Source organism: Bdellovibrio sp. BCCA, from assembly GCF_037996825.1.
Classification (GTDB): Bacteria; Bdellovibrionota; Bdellovibrionia; order Bdellovibrionales; family Bdellovibrionaceae; genus Bdellovibrio.
In genome coordinates this window covers 1,785,076-1,799,177 of record NZ_JBBNAC010000001.1, presented here as the reverse complement: position 1 = coordinate 1,799,177, position 14,102 = coordinate 1,785,076, and the positions used below count along the sequence as shown (strand labels likewise).

The following is a 14,102-nucleotide window of genomic DNA, read 5'->3' as shown; positions in this document are numbered from 1 at the left end:
AGATAATGTCACAGTTGTCATGAACACAAGATCGACCTTACGCAGTCAAATACGGTGACAAATCCAAGATCCTAAAATTACTCAAGTTTTTCAGATTCTCTCACTGAAATCGGTTAAGTTGCTAATATTACAATGGCTTTTGTTTATGGAAGTTCCTGGAATGAACCGGAACAAAATGCCTGAGGGGCTTAACTAGAGTGGTGACTCCAGACAAAAACTCCCCTACAACCCCGCCCATGGCAAAACATCACTATCGCGATTATATTTTAAAAGAACTTGAGCGCAGACAAAGAAAGAATCCCTCTTACTCCCTCAGAGCTTATGCTCGTGATTTGGAAGTTCCTTGCTCTCGCTTAAGCGAAATCATCAATGGCAAAGTGGGACTTTCTGAATCTCGCGCTATGAATCTCGCAGTGAAATTAAACCTGGCTCCTTCAGAAAGAGAATTCTTTGTTGATCTTGCTCTTTCCGAACATGCGCGCAGTGCGGTTCTTCGCGATATGGCTTTAAAAAGAGTTCAGGCGCGCGAAGAAGCTTTTGAAAAATTCGGCGAAGAAGAATTTGCAGTTATTTCTGACTGGTATCACACGGCGATCGCTGAAGTTTTAGGTTTGGATGGCTTCGAAGGAACTCTTGAAAATATCGGCAACCGCTTAGGCCTATCTGTTGAAATAGTTGAAAAAGCTTTAGAGCGCCTTGAAACTGTGAAGCTTATCTCTAAGGTCGGCGACAAATGGGTGCCGAACAATAATAATAATAAATACTCTTCATCTTATGGTGGATCTTCGCAAGCTGCACGCAATTACTTTATGCAGATGCAACAGAAAGCTAACGAAGCCATGGACATGGGAAATAAAAAACGTTGGGACATGGGCTGCACGATGGTGCCGACGAACTTACAAAAAGCCCGAGAGATTTCTAAAAAAATCCGTGAGTTCCGTCTTGAGATTATGCAAGAGCTTCAATCTGTCGATACCAAGGATACACTCTTTGCTCTGTCTACAAGCTTCTTTGAATTGACCGAAACGACACATTAATAAAATCGATAGGCGCATCAAATCGTTTAATTTTACGCATGCGCCGATCTTATCGTAAGACCTTCTGTAAACCGGGAGGTTCTTATGAAACTCGTCTTCACACTTCTTACTGGCATCCTAATTAGCGTTTCAGGACTTGCAGCACCCCACATGCATCACGACCCCGCAGCCGTGCATGGAATGCTACTTTTTGGAAGATCGCAGATCTATCTTTCTCACCTTCCGATGTTTCATACACCTCACGACTATCAGGTTATCTTGCAGGCGACCCTCAGCCGCGAAGGCCTTTACGCTTATCAAAAAAGCGTTAATAGCTCCGATGAAACGGTTTACACGCTGGTACCTGAGGCCTTCAGCTTACCAGAAATGCTAAGTCGTCCCGTTCCGTTTAAGGCGCAGATTTATAAAGGCCATTTTGAAAGAGGCGGCGTATTGATCGCTGACAATGTGAAAGTTGAGATTAAGATTCTTTATTTCAAAAAATTTTCTGGTGCTGAAATCAAACCTTCTGTAGGCACTTACATTCTGTTTGGAAATTCACAAGAGCAGTTTTTAGCTCATTCAATTACGGCGGCTCCTGACTTTGATCAGATTCTAAAAGTGAAGACAAATGCCCAAGACGTCGCTGTGGTTAGCTTTAAAAACTTGGGAAATACAGAACCTCTACAAGCCCATCAAGCCTTGGAGATGACTCTAGGAGAGACGGTCTGGCCTATCGAAATTGAATCGAGCCTCTATACTGAATTTGGCGATCTTTCATTTTAAAAAACATATTTTGCTCCTTGAAAAAGCTCTGCAGGATTCGTAAAATGAATCTTGCAGTGGCGCTGCGTTTTTTGCTGGGTGCAAAATTCAAAAAATTTATGCTCCTTTTCGTTCTATGGTTAACGAAGCTTTTCAGGAGTCATAAATGTCGCAAGACAAACAATTCTCAGACAATCAATCCGGTTACAATCAGTGGTCTTCTTTTTATGATAGCTATCCGAATCCAACGGTGGCGATGGATGAACTTTCTTTTCCTCGCTTCTGGCAAACTCTTACAGGAAAAGATGTTTTAGAGATCGGCTGCGGCACAGGAAGACACACGCAAAAGCTGGTCGCCCAAAACAATCACGTTGTGGGAATTGATATTTCTGAAGGAATGCTGCAAGTCGCCCGCGAGAAAATCGCCTCCGAAAAAGCGCAACTGATTCACGCAGATTTTATGACCTACGACGGCTTTCACGAAAATCAATTCGACGCCATTGTTGCAAGTCTCGTGATTGAGCACATCCAAGATCTTTCATCTTTCTTTAAAAGAGTCGCGAAGTTTTTAAAACCCGGTGGCGAGCTGTACCTTTCAGAAATTCACCCTGAAAGAACCGCGCAAGGCGTGGCCGCTCATTTTAAAAATGGAGATCATCAGGAGATCCACCTGAAAAGCCATCCGCACACGGACGAAGACTTTCAAAGAACCGCCGCGCAAGCCAGCCTTGAAACCGTGAAAAATGAAACCATCTATGGCACGGAAGAATTTGCGAACATCAATCCAAAATGGACACGCCATCTTGGAACGCCGATGATTGAAATCTGGGTGTTTCGTAAAGGAAATTAGTTTTTTGCCTCAGTGTCCGATTTGCGACTCTGCAAACCTTTAATATCAAAGAATAAATTCTAAAAACAAGGACGCTCAATTGCAGTGTTCTTACGGCAACTATTGACTAACTTTAATAAGTACGGTATATTACCGTACTAGAAGGGACACTACGTGACGATCATCACAACAGTGTTTGTTTCTAAGTTCGCCGAAAAACAAATAAGGAAGCTACCGATAAGCATCAAAGAGTCCTTAAGGTATTGGGTGGAATCGGTGCAACTTCATGGAATAAGATATGTGCGCACACTTCCTGGATATCATGATGAGCCTTTAAAGGGAAACCGCAAAGGCCAAAGATCAGTTCGACTCAATAGATCCTATAGAGCTATTTATTTGGAAACTGTAGACGGAATTGAAATAACTGTGATTGAGGTTCACAAACATGACTACTAAAAATCTCGCAAAAGTTTTAACAAAAGAGTTGGGCCCTGTTTCTTTTGGCGGATTTCTAAGAGCCGCAAGAACGGCAAAAGATTTAAGCCAAATAGAAATGGCAGACTTTCTTTCGATCTCAAAAAGCACCTTATGTGACATTGAAAAAGGCCGCCAATTCGTCAGTGTCGATCTCGCAGCCAAAATCGCCAAAAAGTGCGGACTATCTGAGTTACTGGCCGTGGAAGCTGCGATTAACGATCAGCTTCGAAGGTCGAATTTGAAGATGGAAGCTCATATAAAAAAGGCAAAGAAGACAGCGTAAGAAACGTCTATTGCGATTGCAAAGTCGGCACCGGGGTTGTCGAAGAGCTTTTTAAGTTCTGCTGGCCCCAAATATAGCCTACAAAATAAGCAAGACAGCCTATTAAAGCGAAAATCATCCATTTTTTGATGCGACTGTACAGTAAAGCCTTCATTTTTTTGATTTTTACCCGTTGACAATATCCGGTGGCAACTGTAATTTTGGTTTCTCTTCGAGCGCGGGAGTAGCTCAGTTGATAGAGCGATGCCTTGCCAAGGCATAGGTCGCGGGTTTGAGCCCCGTCTCCCGCTCCAAATTTTTCTTCGAAGACAGAATTTGGATCTACCCAATTAACTGGGGCAGTCAAAAACTCTCGGGATCTACCCAATTAGGATCTACCCAATTAACTGGGGCAGTCAAAAACTCTCGCTAAGAACAATACTCTAAAACTCTTAATCTAAAATTCTCAAAATTTCTAAATCCATAAGCTCGTCTTATAATTTCTTCCATCCTGTTGTGTAGTCCTTCCGTTATTGAATTGGTCTTACTAAAACGCCACATCCTGACGATTTCCTCCTGCCAAGATTCCAGGGTTTCACCAAGTATTTTCATGTATTTAAAGCCGCATTCTTTGAGCATTTTGATTCCTTCTAATAGATCTGGGATTAGATGGCTTGCTTGATCCTTCGAAGTTACTCTTGCAAGAATCACATTCATAAGAGTTTGCTTAAAGTCGTAAATCACCTCTAGTGCAGGATTTTGTTTAAGATATTTACGAAGCTTCGCTTCTTGTTCCGGTGAAAGATTTTTTCGATGTCTTCGCATGAGCGATAGTAGGCCTCGATTCTTTCTTCCTGCTTCATCAAGTTCAGACCACGTCTTTAGGAAGTGATGATTGATGAGTTTTACGACGTGAAATCGATCCGCCACGATCATCGCATGACTGAAATGTTTCTTCGCGATACTTCGGTAGGTTTCAGATAAATCCATCACGATCACACGACAATTCTTCTTATCGGGAAGCCTTCGCAAGTAAGCATTTAAAGACAGTTCCGATCGGCCCAATGTTACATCATAAACCTTATGTCTTTTAAGATCTGCAAGGGTCGTCATGTAGCCTTTACTTCTGGTAAAATGTTTTTCATCGATCCCTAAAACCTTGGGGCAAGAACCATTTTTCCGGTGGCTATCTTTCATCTTTAAATGGTGTTTATAGCAACGCTCGACTGTTGCTGGACTAATTCCTAAAAGCTTAGCGGTCATCGCACGAGAAAAGCCCCAGTGATGTTTTAATGCGGCTTCTTCACGAAACACTTCAGTGCACTGAAAGCGTGGCTTAACACCCGGAATGCGTTGATTAAAATACCTCTTACAGGCTCGACACTGAAATTTAAATGTTTTGATGATCAGGATGCTTTGATTGGTCCCGATGCTGAGATGTTTCAGGCGTCGTATAAAGGTATCTTTTTTGCGAAGATTATTGCTCGAACAAAATGGGCAGCGATGTTCTCCAACGAAATCAACGTTGAGCTCAACAGCGCCATGTTCTAAAGACTTATTGATCTTTATATCATTCAGTCCAATGATAGGGTCGTAATGGGGCATTAGGGGTCCTTTTGTAAAACTTGTTGTGGTAAACAAATCTTAGCAAAAGTCCTTAACTGCCCCTATTTATGATGTAGACCCCCCAATAGTAAATCTTCCTAACAGAATCTCCATCTATCTTAACGTAAAGAAACATGACTCTGGGGCCTTATGGACTAAAAACAAATCTCCGTCACAAGGAGAAGTCATGGTTTTAAAAGTCGGCGTTGCCGCTTGCGTTTTTGGTTTTCTGGCGTCTTTTGCTTCCGCTTCTACATTTGAAAACCTGGAAGGAACTTATAAGATTCTTTCGTGCACGAACGAGAGTGACTCCCCTTCCCGCGAAGATCTTGATCTTTGTGAGTATACGCAACTCACTGTCCACCCGAGCTCTTACGCCACTGTGATTTATTTTTCAGAGAATAAAAATTCGCAGAATGTGCGTGCCTTTGGACTTCCGAAAAACATGCGCGACATTCCAAATGGTAAATACAATGAAAACGGAGATTCCTTCGCTTCGTACGCTAACATCACAAAAAACTCCGGCGAGATTTTTATTTTAAGAAAAACGGGAACGGATCTTTTTCATTTTTCCATGCACCGCCGCTCCGGCCTTTTTAAAACACTGGATGTTTTTGAAATCGGGTTGCAAAGAGTTTCTCGCAAATCCACTCCCCCACCACCTCCACCGCCCATTGATGATGAAGGCGATCCTTGCGGAGAGCCTGACCACGACTAAGACAACGTCGTTTTAAATCTTTGCCAACTTGCCGTGATGGCGATCGTTGCCATGGCAGCAAGAATAAGAATGTTGAAGACAATCAACCGGGCGTCGCCACCTTTAAGCATTATGTTGCGCAGAAGTTCTATGAAATAGGTTAACGGATTGATGTAAGAAAAAATCCGCATCGCCCATGGCATGTTCTCAATGGGAAAAACCAATCCTGAAAGCAAGACCGAAGGGAAGAGATATAAAAATCCCCCCATCATTGATTGTTGCTGATTCTTGGCGATTGTTGAAATAAATAAACCAATTCCCACCGTACAGCAGACAAAAACAAAAGCTGATAAAAGAAGAACCAATAAACTTCCCCGCAAAGGCATTCCAAAAAGCGCCATCGCCACACCGACAATCAAAGGAATGTTGCTCATGCCTAATAAAACAAACGGAATGGTTTTACCTAAGATCACTTCCTCGGGTTTCACCGGAGCCGCGATCAAAGTTTCAAAGGTGCCGAGTTCTTTTTCTTTCGTGATCGACATGCTCGTTAAAAGAATCGTGATTAAACAAACAAGCAAACTCATCACACCAGGCACTAAAAACAATGCCGTTCGCAAAGCGGGGTTATAAAGGACACGCACGTCAAATTGTACGGGAGGATTTTGTGGATACAATGAACGAACGATGCTTAGAAAATATCGCTCAATACTCTGCCCTCGCGTTACATTTGTTGCGTTGACTAAAAGCTGCACTCTTCCCTCACCGCGCCCCAAGCTTTTATCCAATCCTTCTGATGGCGCCACCAAGACGGCATCAGCTTCTCCTGACTTCACCTGCTCATAGGGATCATTGGAAGTCACCTTGGCGGGAATAAACCACCCCGACGCCAAGGCTTTGCGATGAAGTTCTTGCAAAGATACGTCTGTGGGTGCGCCAAAGACGCTCAGACGAATGTTTTTGGCTTCCGTTGATAGAGCCACTCCAAAAATAGTGAGCTGCACGCAAGGTGCGATAAAAAGCAGCAACCGCATCCGTGGATCACGCAAAGTCTGACGAAATTCTTTCCTGATAAAACCAAGCAGTGTTTTAATCATGGCTCGACATCCTTTTTAAATTTCTTTGTCGCCAGAAAAATCATTAAAACAAACAGCGCACATAGAGCTAAAAACGACGGCAGAATATCCAAGAAACTTGCTCCCTGTAAAAAGAGCTCACGGCTGATTTTGATGAACCACCGCGCTGGCAAAAGCATCGTGAAATAATAAAAAAAGTTCGGCATGTGCTCGACGGGAAAAATAAATCCAGACAGAAGAATCGTCGGCAACAGTCCTGAAAGCATCGCAAACTGCATGCTAAGTTGCTGCTTTCTTGTCACCACCGAAATCAAAAGACCTTGAGCCAGATAGGTACTAAGAAAAATCAAACACGCCGCCAGATAAACCAGAAAATTCCCGCGAAAGGGAACCGAGAAAACCAACTGCGACATGATAAAAACAAAGAACACAGCAATGATGCCCATCACCGAGTAAGGCATAAGTTTTCCAAGAATGATTTCGACAGGCCGAACAGGAGTCGACAGGAGCAGCTCCATCGAACCATTTTCCCATTCGCGCGCAACCGTCAGTGCTGTCAGCAAAATAGAAAGAATCGCGATAATGGCGGCGGCCAATCCAGGCACCACAAACCAGCGACTGTTAAGTTCCGGATTAAAAAGAAAACGCGTCTGCACTTGCACGGGTTCGCGAAAGCGGCCAAATTCATTTTCAATCAATTTTTTTTGGATTCCGCCAAGATATCCAACGATCGAAGCCGCCGATGAATTATCAGAGCCATCAATCAAGATCTGCACCGAACTTTGAGAAAAAGGTTTGATATCCTGACTGTAGGTGGGGGGAATGACTAAAGCCGCATGAGATCTTCCCTCGTCCAAAGCTTGAATAGCCAAAGCAGGACTCATCACAGGACTTGAATGAAAATATCCCGAACTTGTAAACGCTTTTTGTAGATCCCATGAGTTCTGCGTTTTATTTCCATCAAAGACGGCCAGTCCAATACGCTCCATATTAAACTCAATGGCAAAACCAAAAAAAAGCACCATAACCACAGGCATTCCCAATGCCAAGGCCACGGTGAAAGGATCTCGCACCACATGAAAGACTTCTTTTTTGGCAATGGCCACGATGGAGCGAAATTTCATTTTCCCTCCACTTGATAAATAAAGACGTCTTCCAAGGTTACATCTTCGGGATCTTTTTCCGGGAAACTGTTTTTCTTTAAATTGAGCGGAGAATCCAAGGCAATAAGTTCGCCAGAGCGCATAAGCGCAATCCGCTCACAGTGTTCTGCCTCATCCATATAATGAGTTGTTACAAAAACTGTTTTTCCTTCATCGGCAAGCTCTTGAATCAGATCCCAAAATCTTTTTCGATAAGCAGGGCTCACTCCTGCCGTGGGTTCATCAAGAAAAACCAATTCAGGATCGTGAAGAACAGAAGCAACCAAACTGACCTGCTGCTTGACTCCACCGGGAATGTCACGCACTAAAACATCTTCGGCTTCTTTAAAGCGAATGAATTTTAATAACTTTTCTTTTTGTTCTTTAAATTTTTTATCGTCGATTTTTCTTAATGAGGCCGTGAATGCCAGATTTTCTTTCACGGTCAAATCATCATACAAAGTAAACTTTTGCGACATATAGCCAACTTTTTGTTTCACGGCGAAGGCGTCAGATAAAACATCAATATCACAAATTCGGGCTGTTCCATGAGAGGGCAATAAAAGCCCGCAGAGCACACGAATGGTCGTGGTCTTTCCTGCTCCATTGGCTCCTAGAAACCCAAAGATCTCTCCTTTTTCCACATTGAAAGAAATATTGTTCACAGCGTAGTAATCGCCAAACTTCACTGATAATTCTTTAACATCCACCACTTTCATGTGGACTCCAGGGACGAATCGTATTGCAAAAAGACGTCATCAAATGTTTTGCATTTCTGTTCTTTTAAAATTTCTTGCGGAGGACCTTCCAACAAAGTTTGCCCATCGAATAACAAGTGCACTTGCTGACATTTCAGCGCTTCATCCATATAAGACGTTGTAACTAAAATTAAAATTTCCTCTTGGTCGCGAAGATCATAAAGTAGTCCCCAAAAATCTTTGCGACTTAAAGGATCCACGCCATTAGTCGGCTCATCGAGCAGTAAAACTTTCGGCGACGACAACAACGAACAAATAAGCCCGAGCTTTTTGTACATTCCACCGGAAAGCTGTGATGCGAGACGGTCCGTAAACTCTTCAAGGCGGGCCATTTGCAGAAGTTTTTTTCTTCGCTCGACGTAAACATCGGATGGAACCTGATAAAGAGTTTTAAAAAATTCCAGGTGCTCGTGAATACTGAGTTCCGGATAAAGACTTTGTGTTTGCGGCATATAGGCAACGGATTCGCGAATAGCTTGAAACGAAATCTCTTTGCCGTCTTCATGAAATGTAATGGTCCCGGAATCTGCTTTCAAAAGTCCCATCAAATGTCTTAAGAAAGTCGTCTTGCCTGCCCCCTCCGGCCCAATGATCCCGTGAATCTGATGAGGCGCAAACTCCATGGAGAGACCTTTGAGCGCTTGCGTGCGTCTTAGTTCTTTTGAGAGATCTTGAACGCTCAATGATATCTCAGACATCTAATCCTCCGCCGGCCACTCCAAAGTCATGCCGGGCTTCAAAACACCTTCGGGATTCTCAAAATATATTTTCACGGCGTAGACCAATCGAGTTCGTTCATCGCGCGTTTGCACGTTCTTAGGTGTGAACTCAGCTTCGGGATTGATGTAAGAAACCACACCGGAGAATTCTTTTTTATCCAGTTCCGGAACCACCGCTTTAACTTTTTGCTGAAGCTTGAGTTTTGATATTTCATCATGAGGCAAATAGAAATACGCATACACTTTTTCTAGATCGCCCACGGTTAACAACTTCGCTCCGGGGGCTACCATCTCCCCTGGTTCAAAATAAGTCGTCAGAACGGTGCCTTTTAAGGGTGAAGCGATATCACACCAATTGCGACGAAGCTCGGTGTCTTCTTTTTTGGTTTTCACCTGATCAAAGGCTTCTTTCGCGATACTGCCACTGCGATACAGACGGTACGAACGATCATAACTGCTCTTGGCAAGTTCGTAAGCGATCTTGATATCCTCACAAGCCAGCTGCACGAGCATCTGCCCTTTATCAACGACTTGCCCTTCTTTGACAGGAAAAGAACTGATCACCGAAGACACGCGTGCCGGAATATCCACTTTTGTGACTTCCACCGTTCCTGCATAAGAAAATTTATTTTTAAAAAGAATCGCTTTTACAGCGTAGGCCAGAATCAAAAGAACAACTATCACGACAATAGGAAGAATCTTTTTCTTAGACATTCCCCAAGCATAACAGTTCAAAGAAAAGAGTAAACGGCGTTTGTGAGATCACAGGGCTTCAGACATAAAAAAACCGGAGTCTTTTGAACTCCGGCTTTCTTAAAATCTAAAAATAGATTTATTTAGTTTCTACCTGGGTAGAACCAGCAACGAGGACGAGCACCCGCCGCATCACGTGGCGCGTAGCAACTTCCTTGTTTGTAATCTGTATTGCTCAAAGCTTCGCTTTCTTTCGCTACACAGAGCATGCCTGCAAAGTATGTATCCAAACGACATTGAGTCTCTGGATGTTGGTCATTCATGCGAGATACTTCGCGCTTGTCTGGAGTTCCAAAGTTAGGAGCTGTCGCTTCTTTACGCAATGCTTGGAAAAGATTTGCAACAGATTGACCTGCCAAAGAACTTCTCAAGCAAAGAAGACGGTCTTGTTCATTTGGAAATTGCGCTTCACAAGCAGAGCTTGCCACTGGATCCAAATCAAGATCTTTCAAGATCGCTGCGTTGTCGTCTTCAGCAAAGAAACGACGAAGGCATTTCAAAGTCGCGTAATAGTCCGCGCCACCTTCGTTTGTTGCCCATGAACCCATCCAACCGCTGATTTTTGGAGCGCCACCGTTGTGGTGACCGAACTCATGACAAGCAACCAAGGCAAAACCTTCGATAGTTGTTGCTTGGTGACGAGCCAAACCGCCGTACATATTCAAAACTTGAGTGTTGCCTGATCTTTGTGCAGAAGCGTTCACAGTTGGATCATTCCACAAACGGTTGATCTTCAAAGTATCCCCAGCTCTTTGAACATCATCTTTGTAGATTTTCTCAATACGATCCAAAACGTCGTTGAATTGTTTTTCAGTGATTCCGCCCGCAGTGAAAAGTCCCACTGGAATTTTCAAATTATTCTCAGGCAAGAAGCCCGCGCAAAGCGTCTGATTTTCGATTGCTGTCTTATGCGTGAAGCCCAATGTCGCTACCAATGCGACGCCGGCAAAAACACGACTTACTGTCGTTTTTGTCATGACCACCCCTCCTTGAGTCTAGACTTATGAAAAATCGTATCAATAGGATGCGGACAAACTCAAACGATTAATATTTGTAATGAAGCACCGCACCTTTAAAAGAACTGACAAGAGTTTTTGATTAAAGGCCCGTAATAAAAAAGTCGACAAGTAAGAACACCCCTAATCTTGTAAATATGGTGTTGGAGGAGTCGATTCATGAATTCTTTTGGCAGTTGGTTTAAAGGTCTGAGAGGCAAATTACTGTTCTCAGCGATTTTGCCGATCATCGCTTTTACAGCGCTGACGACCGTTTCCCTAAAATCAATGAACACGTTAGGTGATATGCTCACAACCGCCTACACTGATGTGATACCTAACATGGACGGTCTTGGACAAATCGGAATGCAAAGAGCTCGCGTGGGATATTTTATTTGGGCGGCGCTTGCCAATAAAGAAGACCTTAAGTCTCGGACTAACTTTGTCAATAAAGCTAAAGATGCCTTTAATGAATTTAAAAAAGGCCAAGAGTTTTATGAATCAACATCACTCGATGACGAAGAACAGAAAAACTATGCGAGAGCCAAAGAGATCAAACCGCAATTCTATGCTTTAACAGAGGCCATGATCGCCTCTTTAGAAAAAAATACGCCAGAAGAGGATGCCAAGGTTCATAAAGCGATGAATGGTGGAGAATGGCACGTGCTCGCGATCGACACACAAAATGCGATTGCTGCGAATATGAAACTGTACAACGCAAGATCCGTTGAAGCAAACCGAACTCAGCAAGAGGTTCGCACTTTTCAAACACAGCTTCTTCTTCTGATTGCTGGTTTCTGTGCGACGTTGCTTTTCGGTATTTTGATGTGGATTGCTTATCGCGTTTCCAACACCGTAAGCGGCATTGCTTCGGGTCTCACTCAGTCCGGAAATCAAGTTGCTGAAGCGATCACGCAACTGACCGCCGCGGGACAAACTCTTTCTCACTCTTCAACAGAAGCTGCGGCTTCTCTTGAAGAAACCGTGGCGTCATTAGAAGAAATGTCTTCCATGGTAAAAATGAATTCTGACAACGCCAAGCAAGCAGCGGCTCTTTCTCAATCTTCCAAAGATGCGGCTGAACAAGGTCAAAACGAAATTCAACATCTGATTGAATCGATGCACGATATTTCGACGTCTTCTAAAAAGATCGAAGAAATTATCAGTGTGATTGACGATATCGCCTTTCAAACAAATTTGCTGGCTTTGAACGCTTCCGTGGAGGCCGCTCGAGCTGGCGAACATGGGAAGGGTTTTGCGGTTGTCGCCGAAGCGGTTCGGGCTCTTGCTCAACGCTCCGCAGTAGCAGCAAAAGACATCAATGGTCTTATCAAAGACAGTGTTGAAAAAGTCGAAAAAGGGTCTTCTATTGCCGATCGTTCGGGCGAAGTTCTCTCTAACATCGTTAATTCGGTGAAAAAAGTGGCGGATTTGAACAACGAAATTTCCGCAGCAAGTTCTGAACAAACAACAGGCATTCAGCAAATCAGCAAAGCCATGAACCAATTAGATCAAGGCTCTCAGGCCAATGCGGCGTCTTCAGAGGAAGTGGCGGCGTCGGCGGAGGAAATCAATGCTCAGGCTTTGCAAATGAAGAAGATGGTTCAAAGTCTTAATGAGGCTGTCTTAGGAGGAGAACAAGCATCGGCTCCAAAACGTGAGGCGCCTCCTAAAACATCTCCGAAAGTGGTGTCCATCACTGCTAAACAGACAGCACCCAAGGCAGCAAAAAAGCCTGCTCCCGTGACGAAAAAACCACAGGGCGCCGCGGCTGTAATTCCTTTTGATGACGACGAAAGCCCTCGTAAAGTCGGTACGACAGACGGCTTTTAATCCATTGCCCCCTCTTAAGCCTTGTACTACTATGAGGGGGCATGAAAATTCCATTTAATATTCCGCCAAAAAGCTCGAATGAAGAGAAATATATTTCTCAGGCCATCGCCAACAAAAAACTCAGCGGCGAAGGTTCTTTTAATAAAAAATGTTCCGAGTGGTTTAATAAAAATCTTCCGACAAAAATGACAGTGATCACTCCTTCTTGCACATCGGCTCTTGAAATGGCGATGGTGCTTGCAGATATCGGCCCGGGCGATGAAGTGATTCTTCCTTCTTTCACATTCACTTCAACGGCGAACGTGGTGGCTCTTTATGGTGCTGTTCCTGTTTTTGTCGATATCGATCCTTTAACAATGAATATTGATCCTGCAGAAATTGAAAAAGCGATCACTCCCCGCACGAAAGTCATCATGCCCGTGCACTATGCTGGAGTCGGTTGTGATATGGATGCCATCATGACCCTCGCCAACAAACATAACATCTGGGTTGTGGAAGATGCAGCTCAAGGCATCTTCGCATCTTACAAAGGTCGCGCTTTAGGAACTTTGGGCCACATGGCGGCTTTTAGCTTCCATGAAACAAAGAACATTGTCTGCGGCGAAGGTGGTTGTTTAACCATCAACGACGCTCGCTTGGTTGCCCGTGCTGAAATCGTTCGCGACAAAGGAACCAATCGTCAGCAGTTTTTAAATGGCCAAGTAGACAAGTACACATGGCAGGACAAAGGGTCTTCTTATCTGCTTTCTGAACTGTCGGCCGCTTTTCTTCTTTCGCAACTAGAAGAAGGCGAAGCGATCACGGCAAAACGTTTAGCGATTTGGAATCAATACCATGCAGGTCTTGCTGATCTTGAAAAACAAGGTCACTTGCAACGCATGACTGTGCCTGCTGATTGCAAGGCCAATGCGCATATTTATTATTTCCTTTTAAATTCCGCAGAAGTTCGTGCGGCTCTTTGGAGTTATCTTAAAGAGGCTGGCATTCAGTCGACGACTCACTACGTGCCTTTGCATTCGGCGCCTGCGGGTGTGAAGTACGGCCGCGTATCGGGTTCTATGAAAGTCACGGACGATCATGCCAACCGTCTTTTGCGTCTTCCGATGTTTGCAGATTTAAGCTCCCAAGACGCGGCTTTGGTTCTTGAAAAAATCCATTCTTTCTTTAAGAGGTAA

Annotated in this window: 16 protein-coding genes and 1 tRNA gene; 9 read left to right on the top strand and 8 right to left on the bottom strand. The window is 43.8% G+C overall.

All coding sequences use genetic code 11. The annotated features are described in order from the left end of the window. Nucleotides 1–236: 236 nt before the first annotated feature. The 5 genes from AAAA78_RS08915 (at nucleotide 237) to AAAA78_RS08895 (ending at nucleotide 3,370) form a co-directional block, all read left to right on the top strand. The gene (locus AAAA78_RS08915) at nucleotides 237–1,037 is read left to right on the top strand and encodes a TIGR02147 family protein (protein WP_340591563.1); all 801 of its coding nucleotides are present in this window, start codon (nucleotides 237–239) and stop codon (nucleotides 1,035–1,037) included. A gap of 84 nt (nucleotides 1,038–1,121) precedes the next feature. After that, nucleotides 1,122–1,802: a hypothetical protein gene (locus AAAA78_RS08910; protein WP_340591561.1), complete on the top strand. Its 681-nt coding sequence runs from the start codon at nucleotides 1,122–1,124 to the stop codon at nucleotides 1,800–1,802. Between the two features lie 145 nt (nucleotides 1,803–1,947). Then, entirely contained in the window at nucleotides 1,948–2,631 is a 684-nt protein-coding gene (locus AAAA78_RS08905) for a class I SAM-dependent methyltransferase (RefSeq protein ID WP_340591560.1), read from the top strand. Between the two features lie 153 nt (nucleotides 2,632–2,784). Beyond that, nucleotides 2,785–3,066 (top strand): hypothetical protein, encoded by a 282-nt coding sequence (locus AAAA78_RS08900; protein ID WP_340591558.1) that lies wholly within the window; start codon nucleotides 2,785–2,787, stop codon nucleotides 3,064–3,066. Next, the gene (locus AAAA78_RS08895; protein WP_340591557.1) at nucleotides 3,056–3,370 is read left to right on the top strand and encodes a helix-turn-helix domain-containing protein; all 315 of its coding nucleotides are present in this window, start codon (nucleotides 3,056–3,058) and stop codon (nucleotides 3,368–3,370) included. The genes AAAA78_RS08900 and AAAA78_RS08895 overlap by 11 nt, the downstream gene beginning before the upstream one ends. Nucleotides 3,371–3,377: 7 nt before the next feature. Here AAAA78_RS08895 and AAAA78_RS08890 read toward each other — a convergent pair whose 3' ends face one another. Next, a complete protein-coding gene (locus AAAA78_RS08890; RefSeq protein ID WP_340591556.1) occupies nucleotides 3,378–3,524 on the bottom strand; it encodes a hypothetical protein in 147 nt (48 codons plus the stop codon). A gap of 63 nt (nucleotides 3,525–3,587) precedes the next feature. Between AAAA78_RS08890 and AAAA78_RS08885 the strand changes: the two genes are divergently transcribed. Then, nucleotides 3,588–3,663, top strand: a tRNA-Gly gene (locus tag AAAA78_RS08885). A 115-nt stretch (nucleotides 3,664–3,778) separates the two neighbouring features. Here the strand turns inward: AAAA78_RS08885 and AAAA78_RS08880 are convergent. Beyond that, the gene (locus tag AAAA78_RS08880; RefSeq protein ID WP_340591554.1) at nucleotides 3,779–4,954 is read right to left on the bottom strand and encodes an ISL3 family transposase; all 1,176 of its coding nucleotides are present in this window, start codon (nucleotides 4,952–4,954) and stop codon (nucleotides 3,779–3,781) included. A gap of 187 nt (nucleotides 4,955–5,141) precedes the next feature. Here AAAA78_RS08880 and AAAA78_RS08875 point away from each other — a divergent pair, with 187 nt between their 5' ends. Beyond that, nucleotides 5,142–5,672 (top strand): hypothetical protein, encoded by a 531-nt coding sequence (locus AAAA78_RS08875; RefSeq protein WP_340591553.1) that lies wholly within the window; start codon nucleotides 5,142–5,144, stop codon nucleotides 5,670–5,672. On the opposite strand, the gene AAAA78_RS08870 is transcribed toward AAAA78_RS08875, so the two are convergent. The 6 genes from AAAA78_RS08870 to AAAA78_RS08845 all read right to left on the bottom strand — a co-directional run bounded on the left by AAAA78_RS08870 (nucleotide 5,669) and on the right by AAAA78_RS08845 (nucleotide 11,076). Continuing rightward, complete coding sequence (locus AAAA78_RS08870; RefSeq protein ID WP_340591551.1) at nucleotides 5,669–6,748, bottom strand: ABC transporter permease; 1,080 nt, start codon at nucleotides 6,746–6,748, stop codon at nucleotides 5,669–5,671. The two genes, AAAA78_RS08875 and AAAA78_RS08870, sit on opposite strands and share 4 nt — an antisense overlap. Then, complete coding sequence (locus tag AAAA78_RS08865) at nucleotides 6,745–7,851, bottom strand: ABC transporter permease (protein ID WP_340591550.1); 1,107 nt, start codon at nucleotides 7,849–7,851, stop codon at nucleotides 6,745–6,747. Before AAAA78_RS08865 ends, AAAA78_RS08870 begins: the two co-directional genes overlap by 4 nt. After that, nucleotides 7,848–8,588, bottom strand: coding sequence for an ABC transporter ATP-binding protein (locus AAAA78_RS08860; RefSeq protein ID WP_340591548.1), 741 nt, complete (start codon nucleotides 8,586–8,588; stop codon nucleotides 7,848–7,850). Before AAAA78_RS08860 ends, AAAA78_RS08865 begins: the two co-directional genes overlap by 4 nt. Beyond that, nucleotides 8,585–9,325 (bottom strand): ABC transporter ATP-binding protein, encoded by a 741-nt coding sequence (locus AAAA78_RS08855; RefSeq protein ID WP_340591546.1) that lies wholly within the window; start codon nucleotides 9,323–9,325, stop codon nucleotides 8,585–8,587. The genes AAAA78_RS08860 and AAAA78_RS08855 overlap by 4 nt, the downstream gene beginning before the upstream one ends. Next, nucleotides 9,326–10,060, bottom strand: a complete 735-nt coding sequence (locus tag AAAA78_RS08850; RefSeq protein ID WP_340591545.1) for an efflux RND transporter periplasmic adaptor subunit — start codon at nucleotides 10,058–10,060, stop codon at nucleotides 9,326–9,328. It abuts the gene before it with no gap. A 122-nt stretch (nucleotides 10,061–10,182) separates the two neighbouring features. Next, nucleotides 10,183–11,076, bottom strand: a complete 894-nt coding sequence (locus tag AAAA78_RS08845) for a hypothetical protein (RefSeq protein ID WP_340591544.1) — start codon at nucleotides 11,074–11,076, stop codon at nucleotides 10,183–10,185. A gap of 198 nt (nucleotides 11,077–11,274) precedes the next feature. Between AAAA78_RS08845 and AAAA78_RS08840 the strand changes: the two genes are divergently transcribed. Then, entirely contained in the window at nucleotides 11,275–12,927 is a 1,653-nt protein-coding gene (locus AAAA78_RS08840) for a HAMP domain-containing methyl-accepting chemotaxis protein (protein ID WP_340591542.1), read from the top strand. Nucleotides 12,928–12,968: 41 nt separating this feature from the next. Next, nucleotides 12,969–14,102, top strand: a complete 1,134-nt coding sequence (gene rffA / locus AAAA78_RS08835) for a dTDP-4-amino-4,6-dideoxygalactose transaminase (RefSeq protein WP_340591540.1) — start codon at nucleotides 12,969–12,971, stop codon at nucleotides 14,100–14,102.

Excerpts from the sequence above, each read along its gene's own strand:
- AAAA78_RS08915 (WP_340591563.1), top strand. The coding sequence starts at position 237 with ATGGCAAAACATCACTATCGCGATTATATTTTAAAAGAACTTGAGCGC.
- AAAA78_RS08910 (WP_340591561.1), top strand. The coding sequence starts at position 1,122 with ATGAAACTCGTCTTCACACTTCTTACTGGCATCCTAATTAGCGTTTCA.
- AAAA78_RS08905 (WP_340591560.1), top strand. The coding sequence starts at position 1,948 with ATGTCGCAAGACAAACAATTCTCAGACAATCAATCCGGTTACAATCAG.
- AAAA78_RS08895 (WP_340591557.1), top strand. The coding sequence starts at position 3,056 with ATGACTACTAAAAATCTCGCAAAAGTTTTAACAAAAGAGTTGGGCCCT.
- AAAA78_RS08890 (WP_340591556.1), bottom strand. The coding sequence starts at position 3,524 with ATGAAGGCTTTACTGTACAGTCGCATCAAAAAATGGATGATTTTCGCT.
- AAAA78_RS08880 (WP_340591554.1), bottom strand. The coding sequence starts at position 4,954 with ATGCCCCATTACGACCCTATCATTGGACTGAATGATATAAAGATCAAT.
- AAAA78_RS08875 (WP_340591553.1), top strand. The coding sequence starts at position 5,142 with ATGGTTTTAAAAGTCGGCGTTGCCGCTTGCGTTTTTGGTTTTCTGGCG.
- AAAA78_RS08870 (WP_340591551.1), bottom strand. The coding sequence starts at position 6,748 with ATGATTAAAACACTGCTTGGTTTTATCAGGAAAGAATTTCGTCAGACT.
- AAAA78_RS08865 (WP_340591550.1), bottom strand. The coding sequence starts at position 7,851 with ATGAAATTTCGCTCCATCGTGGCCATTGCCAAAAAAGAAGTCTTTCAT.
- AAAA78_RS08860 (WP_340591548.1), bottom strand. The coding sequence starts at position 8,588 with ATGAAAGTGGTGGATGTTAAAGAATTATCAGTGAAGTTTGGCGATTAC.
- AAAA78_RS08855 (WP_340591546.1), bottom strand. The coding sequence starts at position 9,325 with ATGTCTGAGATATCATTGAGCGTTCAAGATCTCTCAAAAGAACTAAGA.
- AAAA78_RS08850 (WP_340591545.1), bottom strand. The coding sequence starts at position 10,060 with ATGTCTAAGAAAAAGATTCTTCCTATTGTCGTGATAGTTGTTCTTTTG.
- AAAA78_RS08845 (WP_340591544.1), bottom strand. The coding sequence starts at position 11,076 with ATGACAAAAACGACAGTAAGTCGTGTTTTTGCCGGCGTCGCATTGGTA.
- AAAA78_RS08840 (WP_340591542.1), top strand. The coding sequence starts at position 11,275 with ATGAATTCTTTTGGCAGTTGGTTTAAAGGTCTGAGAGGCAAATTACTG.
- rffA (WP_340591540.1), top strand. The coding sequence starts at position 12,969 with ATGAAAATTCCATTTAATATTCCGCCAAAAAGCTCGAATGAAGAGAAA.